The organism is Streptomyces sp. NPDC004539 (genome assembly GCF_040610055.1).
In the GTDB taxonomy this organism is placed as follows: Bacteria; Actinomycetota; Actinomycetes; order Streptomycetales; family Streptomycetaceae; genus Streptomyces.
Window position 1 is genome coordinate 251,961 of record NZ_JBEXLS010000008.1, and the last position, 13,908, is coordinate 265,868.

Annotated in this window: 10 protein-coding genes; 7 read left to right on the forward strand and 3 right to left on the reverse strand. The window is 72.0% G+C overall.

Translation table 11 applies throughout. The features are described 5' to 3' along the window. The first annotated feature begins 73 nt into the window (after window positions 1-73). The 4 genes from ABZX85_RS19270 to ABZX85_RS19285 all read left to right on the forward strand — a co-directional run bounded on the left by ABZX85_RS19270 (window position 74) and on the right by ABZX85_RS19285 (window position 6,750). On the forward strand, window positions 74-2,005 hold the full coding sequence (locus ABZX85_RS19270; RefSeq protein ID WP_355869556.1) for a serine/threonine-protein kinase: 1,932 nt from the start codon (window positions 74-76) through the stop codon (window positions 2,003-2,005). 75 nt (window positions 2,006-2,080) lie between these two features. Next, entirely contained in the window at window positions 2,081-3,178 is a 1,098-nt protein-coding gene (locus tag ABZX85_RS19275; RefSeq protein WP_355869559.1) for a serine/threonine-protein kinase, read from the forward strand. Window positions 3,179-3,309: 131 nt separating this feature from the next. Then, the gene (locus ABZX85_RS19280; protein WP_355869561.1) at window positions 3,310-4,929 is read left to right on the forward strand and encodes a succinic semialdehyde dehydrogenase; all 1,620 of its coding nucleotides are present in this window, start codon (window positions 3,310-3,312) and stop codon (window positions 4,927-4,929) included. A 9-nt stretch (window positions 4,930-4,938) separates the two neighbouring features. Beyond that, the gene (locus tag ABZX85_RS19285) at window positions 4,939-6,750 is read left to right on the forward strand and encodes a GMC family oxidoreductase (RefSeq protein ID WP_355869564.1); all 1,812 of its coding nucleotides are present in this window, start codon (window positions 4,939-4,941) and stop codon (window positions 6,748-6,750) included. A gap of 87 nt (window positions 6,751-6,837) precedes the next feature. Here the strand turns inward: ABZX85_RS19285 and ABZX85_RS19290 are convergent, their stop codons facing one another. Further along, window positions 6,838-7,920 (reverse strand): LPXTG cell wall anchor domain-containing protein, encoded by a 1,083-nt coding sequence (locus ABZX85_RS19290; protein WP_355869567.1) that lies wholly within the window; start codon window positions 7,918-7,920, stop codon window positions 6,838-6,840. 228 nt (window positions 7,921-8,148) lie between these two features. On the opposite strand from ABZX85_RS19290, the gene ABZX85_RS19295 reads away from it, so the two are divergent. Further along, window positions 8,149-9,279 carry a hypothetical protein gene (locus ABZX85_RS19295; protein WP_355869570.1) on the forward strand — a complete coding sequence of 377 codons (1,131 nt, stop codon included), beginning with the start codon at window positions 8,149-8,151 and terminating at the stop codon, window positions 9,277-9,279. A 608-nt stretch (window positions 9,280-9,887) separates the two neighbouring features. On the opposite strand, the gene ABZX85_RS19300 is transcribed toward ABZX85_RS19295, so the two are convergent. Beyond that, window positions 9,888-10,169, reverse strand: a complete 282-nt coding sequence (locus tag ABZX85_RS19300) for a chorismate mutase (protein ID WP_355869573.1) — start codon at window positions 10,167-10,169, stop codon at window positions 9,888-9,890. Window positions 10,170-10,801: 632 nt separating this feature from the next. Here ABZX85_RS19300 and guaA point away from each other — a divergent pair. After that, complete coding sequence (guaA, locus tag ABZX85_RS19305) at window positions 10,802-12,376, forward strand: glutamine-hydrolyzing GMP synthase (RefSeq protein ID WP_355869576.1); 1,575 nt, start codon at window positions 10,802-10,804, stop codon at window positions 12,374-12,376. A gap of 34 nt (window positions 12,377-12,410) precedes the next feature. Here guaA and ABZX85_RS19310 read toward each other — a convergent pair whose 3' ends face one another. After that, a complete protein-coding gene (locus ABZX85_RS19310) occupies window positions 12,411-12,896 on the reverse strand; it encodes a pyridoxamine 5'-phosphate oxidase family protein (protein WP_355869578.1) in 486 nt (161 codons plus the stop codon). Between the two features lie 153 nt (window positions 12,897-13,049). Between ABZX85_RS19310 and ABZX85_RS19315 the strand changes: the two genes are divergently transcribed. Next, window positions 13,050-13,844 carry a class II aldolase/adducin family protein gene (locus ABZX85_RS19315; RefSeq protein WP_355869581.1) on the forward strand — a complete coding sequence of 265 codons (795 nt, stop codon included), beginning with the start codon at window positions 13,050-13,052 and terminating at the stop codon, window positions 13,842-13,844. Window positions 13,845-13,908: the final 64 nt, after the last annotated feature.

Genomic DNA, 13,908 nt, shown 5'->3' on the forward strand with positions numbered 1-13,908 from the left:
CCTTTGGTTCCACGGAGGTCGGCCGGTCTTTACGCTGAGCCTGTCAAGAGCATTGCGGGGCAACGTGAATCAGATGCAGGGCCTGCTCCTCGCGGGCCGCTACCGGCTCGTCGACTCCATCGGGAGCGGCGGCATGGGCCGTGTGTGGCGTGCGCACGACGAGCTGCTGCACCGGGCCGTCGCCATCAAGGAGCTGACCGCCGCCCTCTACGTCGCGGAGGCCGACCAGGCGGTCCTGCTGGCCCGGACGCGGGCCGAGGCGCGGGCCGCGGCGCGGATCAACCACTCCGCCGTCGTCACCGTCCACGACGTCCTCGAACACGACGGCCGGCCCTGGATCGTCATGGAGCTGGTCGTGGGGCGCTCGCTCGCCGACGCGGTCAAGGAGGACGGGCGGGTCGAGCCCGCCGAGGCCGCGCGGATCGGACTGTGGGTGCTGCGGGCGCTGCGCGCCGCGCACTCCGCGGGCGTGCTGCACCGCGACGTCAAGCCTGGCAACGTTCTCCTGTCCGACGACGGCCGGGTGCTGCTCACCGACTTCGGCATCGCGCAGATCGAGGGCGACACGACGATCACCCGTACGGGGGAGGTCGTCGGCTCGGTGGACTACCTCGCGCCCGAGCGGGTACGGGGCAACGACCCCGGGCCCTCCTCCGACCTGTGGGCGCTCGGCGCCACCCTCTACACCGCCGTCGAGGGGCGCTCGCCCTTCCGGCGGACCTCCCCGCTGACGACCATGCAGGCGGTCGTCCAGGAGGAGGCCGCCGAACCGCGCAACGCCGGGGCCCTCGGGCCCGTCATCACCGCGCTCCTGCGCAAGGAGCCCGCCACCCGCCCCGACACCGCCGAGGCCGAGCAACTGCTCGCGGAGGCGGCGGAGGGGCGGCGGCCCGACGGGGCGCAGGCGTACGTGCCGACGCAGTACGGGGGCCCGGGCGGGTACGGGACCGGCGGGCGGGGGTTCGACTCGGGGTCGGGCGCCGGGCTCGGGGGGACCGGCAGGGGCGCCGGAGGCACTGGCGGAGGTTCCGGCGGGGCGGTCGTCGGCGGGAGCAACGGGACCGACGGGACGGGGAGCGGCGCGGGGTTCGGTACGGGGTTCGCCACGGGCGGTGACGGCTTCGGGTCCGGGTCCGGCGCGGTGTACGGGACCGGCGGCGCGGCTGCCGGCGGGTACGGGGCGGAGGGCGGTTCGGGGAGCGGGTCGCTCCCCGGCGGGTTCGGGGCGACGGGAACTCCGTACGCGGGCGGGGCGTTGGACAGTGCGACGGGGACGCCGTCGTACGGGACCGGCCCGCAGGCGCACGCCGCGGGGCAGCCCCCCGTGGCCACCGGCCCGGCCACGGACGGCGTCGGACAGGCCCCGCCGCCCAGGCGCAGGCGGCGGCGGACGCTCGTCCTGGTCGTCGTGCTCGCCGCGCTGGTCGGCGGAGGGACGGCGGTGGCCTTCCAGAAGTGGGACGAGGGACGGCAGACGGAGCACTCCGCGTCCGACCCCTCGCCGAGCCCGTCCGCGATCGAGGGGACCGTGCCCGACTCCTGGGTCGAGGTGAACGACCCGCTCGGCTTCGGGCTCTCCCTGCCGAAGGGCTGGAAGCGGCAGGTCTTCCAGGACGACGGCGACCTCAAGCAGATCGACTACACGCCGGACGGCGGCAAGCACTTCGTCCGCATCGCGATGGACGTCTCCCCCGACTACGCCGACCCGCACGCCCACCAGCTCGACCTGGAGAAGCAGCTCCAGCGGCTCGTCGACTACCAGCGCGTCAAGCTGGAGGAGAACCTGTACCGGGACCGCAAGGGCTCGGAATGGGAGTACACCTGGACGGCCCTCGCCAAGGACACCCCGTACCCCGGGCCGCGCCGGGCGGTGGAGGAGACGTACGTCGCCCACGACGGGACGGAGTACGCGATCTACATGTCGTCCCCGGCGGGCGACTGGGCGACCGCCGCCCAGCAGTTCACGTCGGTGCTGAAGAGCTGGCGGGAGGCCGACCGGTCGTAGCCCCGGTCCGGGCCCGAACTGCCTTGCCCCGGGCCCGCGTCGACAACCGGGTGCCCCGCACGGTAGTCATGTGGCATGAACGACGACCGGGGTGCCGGGGACGACGGGGACGGCTGGATAGTCGGCGGGCGCTACCGCCTGCTCGGGCGGATCGGGGGTGACCGGGCGGGCACCGTGTGGCGGGCCCGCGACGAGACCTCCGGGAGACAGGTCGCCCTCAAGGAACCCCGGTTGCCGGGGGAGCCGGGTGGCGAGGAGTACCGGCGGGCCGCCCACCGCCTCTACCGCGAGGCCCGCGCCGCCGCCCGCGTCGAGCACCCCGGGGCGATCGTCATCCATGACGTCGTCGCCGAGGGCGAGGACCAAGTCCCCTGGGTCGTCAGGGAGTTGGTCGAGGGGGAGTCGCTCGGGGACGTGCTCGCGCGGGGACCGGTCGGCGTGGCCGAGGCCGCCCGGGTGGGCGTCGCCGTGCTGGGCGCGCTGCGGGCCGCCCACGCGGTGGGGATCGTCCACCGGGACGTACGGCCGGGGCACGTGCTGGTCGGGGACGCGGGGCGGGTCGTGCTGACCGACTTCGGGATCGCGCACGGGTACGGCGCCGAAACGGCCGTCGAGGAGTTGGAGTTCGCCGCGCCGGAGTGGCTCTCGGGGGAGCACGCCGGGCCGGAGTCGGATCTGTGGTCGCTGGGGGTGCTGCTGTACGCCGCCGTCGAAGGGGGGTCGCCGTTTCGGCGGGGGACCGCCGGGGAGACGGTCGCGGCGGTGCTCGCGGGGGAGGCGCCGGTCGCGGAGGGGGCGGGTGAACTGGGGCCGCTGCTCGGGGGGTTGCTCGTCCGGGAGCCTGGGGGGCGGATGGGGGCGGACGAGGTGGAGAGGGTGCTGAGAGCGGTTTCTGGGAGTTGTGCCGGGGCCGGGGCCGGGGCCGGGGCTGAGGTCGAGGCGGGGGCGGGGGCGAGGGACGCCGAGGCCGGGCGACTCGACGCCGAGGCGGGCGAACACGTCGGCCCGGCCGGGAAGCTCGGTGCCGAGGCCGGGAAGCTCGATGCCGAGGTCGCGAAAGAGGCGCGGGAGGAAGCGGGCGGGGAGACGCGGGACGGCGTCCAGGCGGGCGGTTTCGACGCCCAGGCGCCCGAGCGCCGGCGCCCCTTCCCGCTCGGCTGGCTCTTCGGCTGACGGCCGGGGCCGGGGGCAACGCCCTGATCAGCGGGTTCGTTGCCAGTGAACGCTGGCGCGGTGTGCGGGTGCGGTGAATCCGCGTTACCGACGGGTACCCAAAGGTGCGGCGGCGGCATACCCTGCGCGTCATGACGGACTCGCAGGCTCAGAGCAGCGCCCCGCACCGCACCAACCCCGTCGCCCCGGCCCCGGCCGGGGTGCGCACCGCCGCCGACGTGGTCACCCCCGAACTGGTCGCACAGCTCACGAAGGGTGTCGTGGGCTCCGGGCGGACCGCCAACCACACCCCGTTCACCGGGGAGAAGCTGGCCGACCTGCCCGAGTCGACCCCGCAGGACGTGGCGCTCGCCTTCGAGCGGGCCCGCGCCGCGCAGGCCGTCTGGGCGCGCACCCCGGTCCGGGAGCGGGCGGCGGTCCTGCTGCGCTTCCACGACCTGGTCCTGGAACGCCAGGCCGAGGTGCTCGACCTGATCCAGCTGGAGACCGGCAAGGCCCGCCTGCACGCGCACGAAGAGGTCCAGGCCGTCGCCGTCGCCGCTCGGCACTACGGGCGTAAGGGTCCGTCGTACCTGAGAGCCAAGGGGCATACGGGGGCCATCCCCACCCTGACCAAGGTCACCGAGCTGCGTCATCCCCGAGGGGTGGTCGGGCAGATAGCCCCCTGGAACTACCCGCTGGAGCTCTCCGTCGGCGACGCGATCCCCGCGTTCGTCGCGGGCAACGCGGTCGTGATGAAGCCGGACACCGAGACGTGCCTCACCGCGCTGTGGGCACGGGACCTGCTGATCGAGGCGGGGCTGCCCGCCGAGGTCTTCCAGGTCGTGCTCGGCGACGGGCCGGTCGTCGGACCCGAGGTCGTCCGGCACGCCGACTACGTCTCCTTCACCGGCTCCACCCGCACCGGCCGCGAGGTCGCGCAGGGCGCCGCCGCCCGGCTGGTCGGCGTCTCGCTCGAACTCGGCGGCAAGAACGCCATGCTGGTCCTGAAGGACGCGGACGTCGAGAAGGCCGCCGCCGGCGCCGTCCGCGCCTGTTTCTCCTCCGCCGGCCAACTCTGCATCTCCATCGAGCGGTTGTACGTCCACGAGTCGATCGCCGACGTCTTCCTCGACCGGTTCGCGGCCCGCACCCGGGCGATGCGGCTCGGCAACTCCCTCGCCTACGGCGCCGAGATGGGCTCGCTCGTCGGGCAGCGCCAGCTCGACACCGTGCGGCGGCACGTGGAGGAGGCCGTCGCCAAGGGCGCCACCGTCGTCACGGGCGGGGCCGCGCGCCCCGACATCGGCCCGTACTTCTACGAGCCGACCATCCTCGACGGCGTCGAGACACCGATGGCCGTGTGCGGCGAGGAGACCTTCGGCCCGGTCGTCTCGATCTACCGCTTCACCGACGAGGACGAGGCGATCGAGTCCGCCAACTCCACGGCGTACGGCCTGAATTCCTCCGTCTGGAGCAAGGACGGCCGGCGCGGCCGGGCCGTCGCCGCGCGGCTGCGGACCGGGACCGTCAACGTCAACGAGGGGTACGCGCCCGCCTACGGCAGCGTCCAGTCCCCGATGGGCGGCATGAAGGACTCCGGGCTCGGCCGGCGCCACGGCTCCGAGGGCATCCTCAAGTACACCGAGGCCCAGACGGTCGCGCACCAGCGGCTGTTGCCGATGGCCCCCTCGCTCGGCATGGACGACGAGAAGTACGCGCGCTTCATGAGCCGGAGCCTGCGAGTGATGAAAGCGTTCCGGTTCCGCTAGGAGGCCCGTATGTCCGACAACCCCCAAGACCCGTACGACTACGACGTGTTGGTCGTCGGCTCCGGCTTCGGCGGCTCCGTCACCGCGCTGCGCCTCACCGAGAAGGGTTACCGCGTAGGCGTGCTGGAGGCCGGACGCCGGTTCGCCCGCGATCTGCTGCCCAAGAACTCCTGGGACCTCAGGAACTACCTCTGGGCGCCGAGGCTGGGCCTCTACGGCATCCAGCGCATCCATCTCCTGGGCAACGTCATGGTGTTGGCCGGTGCCGGGGTCGGCGGCGGCTCCCTCAACTACGCCAACACCCTCTACGTACCGCCGAAAGCCTTCTTCGAGGACCCCCAGTGGAAGGAGATCACCGACTGGGAAGCGGAGTTGACGCCGTACTACGACCAGGCCCGGCGGATGCTGGGGGTGCGGCTCAACCCGACGGTCACCCCCTCCGACGTCCATCTCAGGGCCGCCGCGCAGAGCATGGGCGTCGGCGACACCTTCCACATGGCGCCGGTCGGCGTCTTCTTCGGGGACGGCGACGACGCCGACGGGCAGGCGCCGAAGGCGAGGCCGGGCGAGGAGGTCGCCGACCCCTACTTCGGCGGCGCCGGGCCCAAGCGGCGGGCCTGCACGGAGTGCGGGGAGTGCATGACCGGCTGCCGGCACGGGGCCAAGAACACCCTCAACGAGAACTACCTCCACCTCGCCGAGAAGGCCGGGGCGGCGGTGCACGCGATGACCACCGTCGTCTCCGTCACCGACGACTCGCGCGGCGGGTACGCGGTCGCGACGCTGCCCACCGACAACCGGCGCAAGGGCAAGGGGCGGATCTTCACCGCCCGCCGGGTCGTCCTCGCGGCCGGTACCTACGGCACCCAGACGCTGCTGCACAAGATGAAGGCGAACGGCCAACTCCCGCACCTCTCCGAACGGCTGGGAGAGCTGACCCGGACCAACTCCGAGGCCCTCGTCGGCGCGCAGACCGATGACCGGCGCTACCGGAAGGCCACCGGACGCACCCTCGACTTCACGCGCGGGGTCGCCATCACGTCGTCCGTGCACCCGGACGCGAACACGCACATCGAGCCGGTGCGGTACGGCAAGGGGTCCAACGCGATGGGCGGCCTGTCCATCGTCCAAGTCCCTTACGCGGAAGGGTCGTCGAGGGTCGCCGGCTGGCTCGCGCACATCGCCCGGCACCCCATGCTGCTGCTGCGCTCGCTCTCCAACCGGAAGTGGTCGGAGCGGACCATCATCGGGCTCGTCATGCAGTCGCTGGACAACTCGCTCACGACCTACCTGAAGCCGTCCGGCGTCGGGCGGGGCCTGTTGACGGCCCGTCAGGGGCACGGGGCGCCCAACCCCCAGCAGATCAAGGCCGCTTCACAGGCCGCGTCCGCGATCGCCGCCGACATCAACGGCTTCGCCGGGTCCAACGTCGGTGAACTGATGGGGACTCCGCTCACCGCGCACTTCCTCGGGGGGTGCCCGATCGGGGACTCCCGGGAGAGCGGCGTCATCGACCCCTACCACCGGTTGTACGGGTACCCCGGGATCTCCGTCGTCGACGGGGCCGCCGTCTCCGCGAACCTCGGGGTGAACCCGTCGCTGACGATCACCGCGCAGGCCGAGCGGGCGATGGCGTACTGGCCGAACAAGGGCGAGCCCGACCCGCGTCCGGTCCAGGGAGCGTCGTACGAACGGATCGCGGCCGTCGAGCCGAAGTCGCCCGCCGTGCCCGAGGACGCGTTCGGGGCGCTCCGGCTGCCGTTCCTCGGGATGCCGGCGATGCCCGGACGGGAGCCCGGGCCCCGGCCCGAGCGGAGCTGAGAAGAACGGAAGGACCTGCGCCCCCCTCCGAGCGCAGGTCCCTCCGTCGTTTCCGTACGCCTCACGGCCTACGCGCTTGCGTACGCCTTACGCGTGGCTGCCGTCCGTCTTGCGGCGGCGGACCAGGAAGACCGCGCCCGCGCCCGCGACCACGGCGGCACCGCCGACGAGGCCGATCATCGGCAGCGCGGAGCCGGCGCCGGTCTCGGCGAGGGTGCCGGTGGCGTCGACGTCACTGAGGTTGACCGGCTTGGCGCCGCCCGTCTGGGGCTTGGCGTCGTTCGGCTTGCCGGCGTTGGAACCCGCGGCGAGGACCTCGAACTCGTAGTACCAGATGTTCGGGTCGTCCGAGAGCCAGCAGCCCTCGGAGTCCGAGTACATCGCGATGCCGCCGGTGATGCCGAAGGCCGCGGGCACGCTGCCGTTGACGCTGAAGCGCACCTTGTACGAGATCGACTGGCCGCCCGCGAGATCGATCGCGGAGAGCGTCGCGCCGTCGCCCGAGGCGTCCGCCAGGGTCTTCCAGGTGTTCGTGGACTTCTGGAGGATCTGGAGCGTGACCTTGTTGGAGTAGTCCTTCTCGTCGCTGAACGCGGCGATGCCCAGCATGGGCTTGATGTTCTTGATCGTCTGGTCGCCGATGTTGGAGACCTTGAACGTGATGTTCTTCCAGCCGCTGCCGGCGACGACCTTCGAGGGCACGCCGATCAGACCGCTGGTCAGGTTCTCGTCGATGCCGACCGAGGCGTTCTCGTCCTCCGGGTCGAGGGTCTCGCAGTAGTCGACGTCGGCCGGAGCCGTCGGCGTGGTGGTGACCGGCGTGCTCGGGGTCGGCGTACCCGTCGTCTCGCCCTTGTCGCCCTCGTCACCCTTGCCGTTGTCCCCGGTGGTGTCGTCCGCACCGGGCTCGGTCTTCTCGGTGTCGTCGGAACCCGCGGCGGGCTGGCCGGCGTCGGTGCCGGAACCGGCGTCGGTGCCCGACCCCGTGTCGGTGCCGGAACCGCTGTCCGACCCCGCGGCGGAGTCGTCGGCCGGGGCCGAGGGAGAGGTGGAGCCGCTCGGCGACGGCGAAGCGCTGTCCTCGGCGAACGCGGCGGGCGCGGAGAGCAGGGCGAGGGGGGACAGGGCGGCCGTCGCGGCGGCCACGGCTATGGCGCGGCGGAGCTTCATGGAAGAAGACCTCTTGATGTCAGGCACGGCACGCCCGGTTGGCGTGACATGTCGGCGGGAGACCTTCCGCGTTGGGGGGCGCGGGTGTGGCCCGTGTTACGCATGGTTTGATCCGTGACGGATGGGAAAGGTTGTACGGTTTCTCACGCGATTTTTATGTGTCTCACATCACGCGCACAGCCGTATGGGGGCGCATCGTTTTTTTCAGACTTTGGGGGGAAGGCCGCCGTGCCCGAGATATCTGACGACGACTGGGAGAAGTTCCTTCGCGAGAGCGGGGAGGGGGGCTCCGGGGACGCGCCGAAGGAGCCGTCCGCGCGGGCCCGGATGGTGGCCGCTCGGCTGCGCGAGCAGGAGGCGAAGGGGCAGCTCCCGGAGGGCTGGCGGACCGGCCCGGCCTGGCGCGACACGGAGGAGCGGGCGCGCAGACGGCGCCGGCTGTGGACGTTCGTCGGCGTCCCTGTCGCCGCCGCGCTGGCCTTCGTCGCGATGAAGCCGTCCGTCATCCCCGGCGACCCCTTCGGTACGGGCTCGGACGGCACCGACGTCGCCGCGACCCCGCTGCCGCCCGAGACGGCCGCCCCGAGCGGCGCCCCCGGCGAGGTCGACCCGGACGCCCCCACGCAGGCCCGCCCCTTCGCGGGCTCGCCCGCGCTCCAGTGGGCGGACGGGGCGGCGGGGATCGTGGCGCCGGCGGCGACGGCGGTGAAGGGGTTCTCGAAGGCGCAGGTCCAGGACTACCTGGCCCTGACAAGGACCTTCCTGGTCGACGCCAACCTCGACCCCGCCGTTCTGAAGGGCGGGAGCCCGAACGCCGTGCTGAACCAGATCGACCCGATCCAGACGGACGTACGCGACCTCATGCGCACCGCGCTGCGCAAGGCCGACAAGGAGCACGACCCGTTGTTGCTGTTCAGCCGGTTCGACCCCGCCGAGGTGCGGATCGCCGGGAACGTCGTCAAGACGCGTGGGCGCATGACCTTCGGCCCCGGGAAGAACGGCTCGGTCGCCGTTCACACCGACTACACCTTCGTCTATCCCGTCGTCCGCGCGTCCACGCCCACGGCCGACGGGGATGCGGAGGCCACCCGGACCATCGTCCGGCGCGTCATCGACTTCGAGATGTCCGATCCGGTGCGCTACCAGGTGACCCCGGGGAAGCTCTTCATCACCGCATACCGGATGACCAGCGGAAACTCCACGTGCGGCCGGTTCGACGGATATCTGCGGCCGGAGTTCCTGGCGGATCGCTCGACGGGGCCGACGCCCACGGGCCCCGAGGAGGACCCGTACGACCGAAGCAAGGAGTTCACCGAGGGCGCGGCCGAGGGGCCCTGCGGGACCCTGTCTCGGATCTGAACTGCCGTACGGAAAAGGGCGAAGGGCCCCGCGGGACGGAGCCGCGGGGCCCTTCTTCGTCAGCACCGGCGTCAGGGCAGCGCCGGTGCCTCCCGGGAACGGCGCCGGGGGGTGCGCCGCTGTGGGTGGTGCGTGGGCCGGCCCGTCCGCTGCCGATCTGCACTGGTCTGGACCTTTGGCAGTCGACGTTCCGGTGTACCCGCCTCGCCGTGCACAGCGATGCGGTGATTCGTGGGGGGACGTGGAGCTTGTACGCATCGTGCTGGATGAACGGCGCCGCCGCAACCGTTTGACCCGGCCCTTGTAGATTTTTGCAGTTTCCGCCGGTCGGCCTCGGGCGTCCCCGAGGCCGACCGTTTCTCTTGGATGACCGGGCTGCTGTCCCCTGCCGTCCGGTCATCACTCTGGAGCGAGGTCCCACGACGCACGGCACGATCCGTACGTCTCATCGCTCCAACGAGCCACGCGTGGTTCTTCCGGGCCCGCGCCTGGCTGGCACGGACACCGGTACCAACGACGGCCGCCGGGGGCGGTCACGCGCCGTACGGGTGAGGGAAGGCCCGAACTCATCTGCGAGGAAGGCGAGATGCCGGGGGTGGGGCGGTGCCTCAGATGCGGCCCCGGCACAGTTCGAGCAGCGTCATCGCCAGCGTCGTCCCCGGCTTGCCGAGGGCCTCGCTGTAGTGGGCGAGGATCTCCATCTCGCGGGAGAGGTTCACGCGCCGGCCGCCGGAGGCGATGCGGGCGTCCTGGACGACGGCGGAGACGGCGACGCGTTCCTGGACGAGGCCGATGATGCGGTCGTCGAGGGCGTCGATGCGGTCACGGGCGCCGTGGATGATGTCGGCGGCCTCGGCGGTCTTCGCGCCGGTGGTGTCGAGGGCGGTCATGCGGGGCTCCTTGAGGTGGTGTGCGCCCCGGACCGGCAAGCCCCGGAAGAACGCCAGACGCCCCGGGCCTTGTCGGCCCGGGGCGCCTGGGAAGTCGCTCGGCTTTACGCTCAAGCACGACCATGGCAGCCGGCGGGCCGGGTGCCATAGGTAAAGAGGAAGGTCGTGGTCGAGAACATGGGCCCAGTATGCCACGCCCCCGCCTCCGGCCCACCGCCCCTGCCGCTGCCCCGTGGTCCCGTGCGTCCGCCGCTGCCCCGGCGTCCCGTGGTCCCGCGCGTCCGCCCGCGGCCCCCGCACGGCTCCCGTCCTCCCCGCCGCCCCTGTGGCCGGTCCCCGCACCCGCCCCCGGCATCTCATACCGGCCCTTCCGCACCCGCCCCTCGCGCCCGCCCCGGCCCCCCCACATCCGCCCCTGCCGCTGCCCCGACCTCCCGCACCGGCCCTTCCGCACCCGCCCCCCCGCCCCGGCCTCCCGCCCCGGCCCCCCCCCACACCCGCCCCTCGCGCCCGCCCCCAGCCCTCCCACCCCCGCCGCCCTTCCGCAGCCCCCGAGCCCGCGCCCCCGGCCCCCTCCTCCCGCCCCGGTAGAATCGGACCCACACACCCTGACCCACCGCCGGAAGGCCCCCGTGTCATCAGCGACCCCAGCCGCCCCCGACACCGTTCTGGTCGTCGACTTCGGCGCGCAGTACGCCCAGCTCATCGCCCGTAGGGTCCGCGAGGCCAGGGTGTACAGCGAGATCGTGCCCAGCACCATGCCGGTCGCGGAGATGCTCGCGAAGAACCCGGCGGCGATCATCCTGTCCGGCGGACCGTCGTCCGTGTACGAGGAGGGCGCCCCGCAGATCGACGGCGCGCTCTTCGCGGCCGGTGTCCCCGTCTTCGGCATGTGCTACGGCTTCCAGCTGATGGCGCGCTCCCTCGGCGGCACCGTCGACAACACCGGCGCCCGCGAGTACGGCCGCACCGACCTGCACGTCTCGAAGGTGTCGTCCACCCTCTTCGAGGGCACCCCGGCCGAGCAGGCCGTCTGGATGTCGCACGGCGACGCGTGCTCGGCGGCGCCCGAGGGCTTCGCGGTGACCGCGTCCACCGACGTCGTCCCCGTCGCCGCCTTCGAGAACGACGAGAAGAAGCTCTACGGCGTCCAGTACCACCCCGAGGTCATGCACTCCACGCACGGCCAGCAGGTCCTGGAGCACTTCCTCTACCGGGGAGCCGGCCTCAAGCCGGACTGGACCACTGGCAATGTCATCGAGGAGCAGGTCACGGCGATCCGTGAGCTCGTCGGCGACAAGCGCGCCATCTGCGGCCTCTCCGGCGGCGTCGACTCCGCGGTCGCCGCGGCCCTCGTCGTCCGCGCCATCGGCTCCCAGCTGACCTGCGTCTACGTCGACCACGGCCTGATGCGCAAGGGCGAGACCGAGCAGGTCGAGAAGGAGTTCGTGGCCGCGACCGGCGCCAAGCTGGTCGTCGTCGACGCCGAGCAGCGGTTCCTGGACGCGCTCAAGGGGGTCTCCGACCCCGAGGAGAAGCGGAAGATCATCGGCCGCGAGTTCATTCGCGTCTTCGAGCAGGCGCAGGCCGACATCATCGCGGACGAGGGCCCGGCGGTGGAGTTCCTCGTGCAGGGCACGCTCTACCCGGACGTGGTCGAGTCCGGTGGCGGCACCGGCACCGCGAACATCAAGTCGCACCACAACGTCGGCGGACTCCCGGAGGACCTGGAGTTCAAGCTGATCGAACCGCTGCGCAAGCTGTTCAAGGACGAGGTCCGCATGGTCGGCCAGGAGCTGGGCCTGCCCGAGGAGATCGTCCAGCGCCAGCCGTTCCCCGGCCCCGGCCTCGGCATCCGCATCGTCGGCGAGGTCACGAAGGACCGCCTCGACCTGCTGCGCGAGGCCGACGCGATCGCCCGCGAGGAGCTGACCGCCGCCGGCCTCGACCGCGAGATCTGGCAGTGCCCGGTGGTCCTCCTCGCGGACGTCCGCTCGGTCGGCGTCCAGGGCGACGGCCGCACCTACGGCCACCCCATCGTCCTGCGCCCGGTCTCCTCCGAGGACGCGATGACGGCCGACTGGTCCCGCCTCCCGTACGACGTCCTCGCCCGCATCTCGACGCGGATCACGAACGAGGTCCCGGACGTCAACCGCGTTGTCCTGGACGTCACTTCGAAGCCCCCGGGCACCATCGAGTGGGAGTAGAGCCCCTGTTGAGGGGCTCCGGCGCCGAGGGGGCTCAGGTGCGCTTGATCACGCGCACCGGCCCGCCCGGCCGCCAGACCTCGACGACCAGGTAGGTCTCGTCCTCGACGAACGTCCTGGTGACGTCGGTCAGTTCGACGCGGAAGAGGTGGAACGGCTCCGGCGGTTCCACCTCTTTCACGTACGACGCCTTCAGCGGGCCGTGCTCTTCGATCGCGCGCCCGCTGACGCGTACGTCGCCCCCGCCCATCCCCGTGCCCTCGCCGGGGTTGGCCTGGAGGGCGAACCGCGGATCGCGTTTCAGGTCGAGGACCTTGAGGGAGCCCGGCATCATGCCGAGCCACAACTCGCCTTCGTGGAAGCGGACTTCGATTCCGCTGGTGCGCGGGGAACCGTCGCGCCGGAGTGTGGCGAGGACATGGTGGGTGTGCTGGGCGAACCTTTCCTCGACGGTCGTCGCGAGGACGGGTTCGGCGGTGCGGAACGCGGCCCAGTCCACGGGTGCGGGGTTAGTCGTCATAGGCCGAGTCTTACGCCGTATCCCGACATCTTCTGTCGGGTGTGCCGTGTGTTTCTGTGACGGAAATCGTCATCTTTGCATAACGGCCCTGCCTTTCTGCGCTGACCGGCGGTAACTTCCGGCTCTGTAGCGAAAACCATTGCTGGAGGACCGATGTCCGGGCCCACGCCGCCTGCCCCCCTGCCCACCGACCGGCTCCGGTTCGCGATGCCGCCGATGCACGAATCGCTGGAGGACGAACGGCGCCACCGGAAGGAACGGCTCGCCGGCGCCGTACGGATCTTCGGGCGGCAGGGGTTCGAGGACGGGGTGTCGGGGCACATCACCGCGCGGGACCCGGAGTTCAGCGACTGTTTCTGGGTGAACCCGTTCGGGATGCCGTTCCGGCACGTGACGGTGAGCGATCTGGTGCTGGCCAACTCCGAGGGGCAGGTCGTCGAGGGGAGTTACCACGTCAACCAGGCCGCCTTCACCGTGCACGCGCAGGTGCACGCGGCGCGGCCCGACGTCGTCGCCGTCGCGCACTGTCACTCCGTGTACGGGCGGGCGCTCGCCGCGCTCGGGGAGCTGCTCGATCCGATCACCCAGGAGAGCTGCGCCTTCTTCGAGGACCACGCGCTGTACGACGCGTTCACCGGGGTGAGCGTCGACGCGGAGGAGGGGCGGCGGATCGCTGCCGCGCTGGGGTCGCGGAAAGCGCTTGTGCTGCGTAATCACGGGTTGTTGACCGTGGGGGATTCCGTGGATGCCGCCGCTTGGTGGTTTCTCTCCATGGAACGGTCGAGTCAGGTGCAGTTGACCGCGCGGGCGGCGGGGCGGCCGGTGTTGGTGGAGCGGCGGCAAGCGGTTGCTACACGGGAGCAGTCGGGGGGTGATCTGGTGGCGTGGATCAATTATCAGCCGCTGTGGCAGGACATCAGCAGGAGCGAGCCTGATTTGTTGAGCTAGGTATTTCGGAGGGCCCGACCGATTGGGGGGGGGCTGGGCGTTTGAGGGGGCTGGGCGTTTGCGT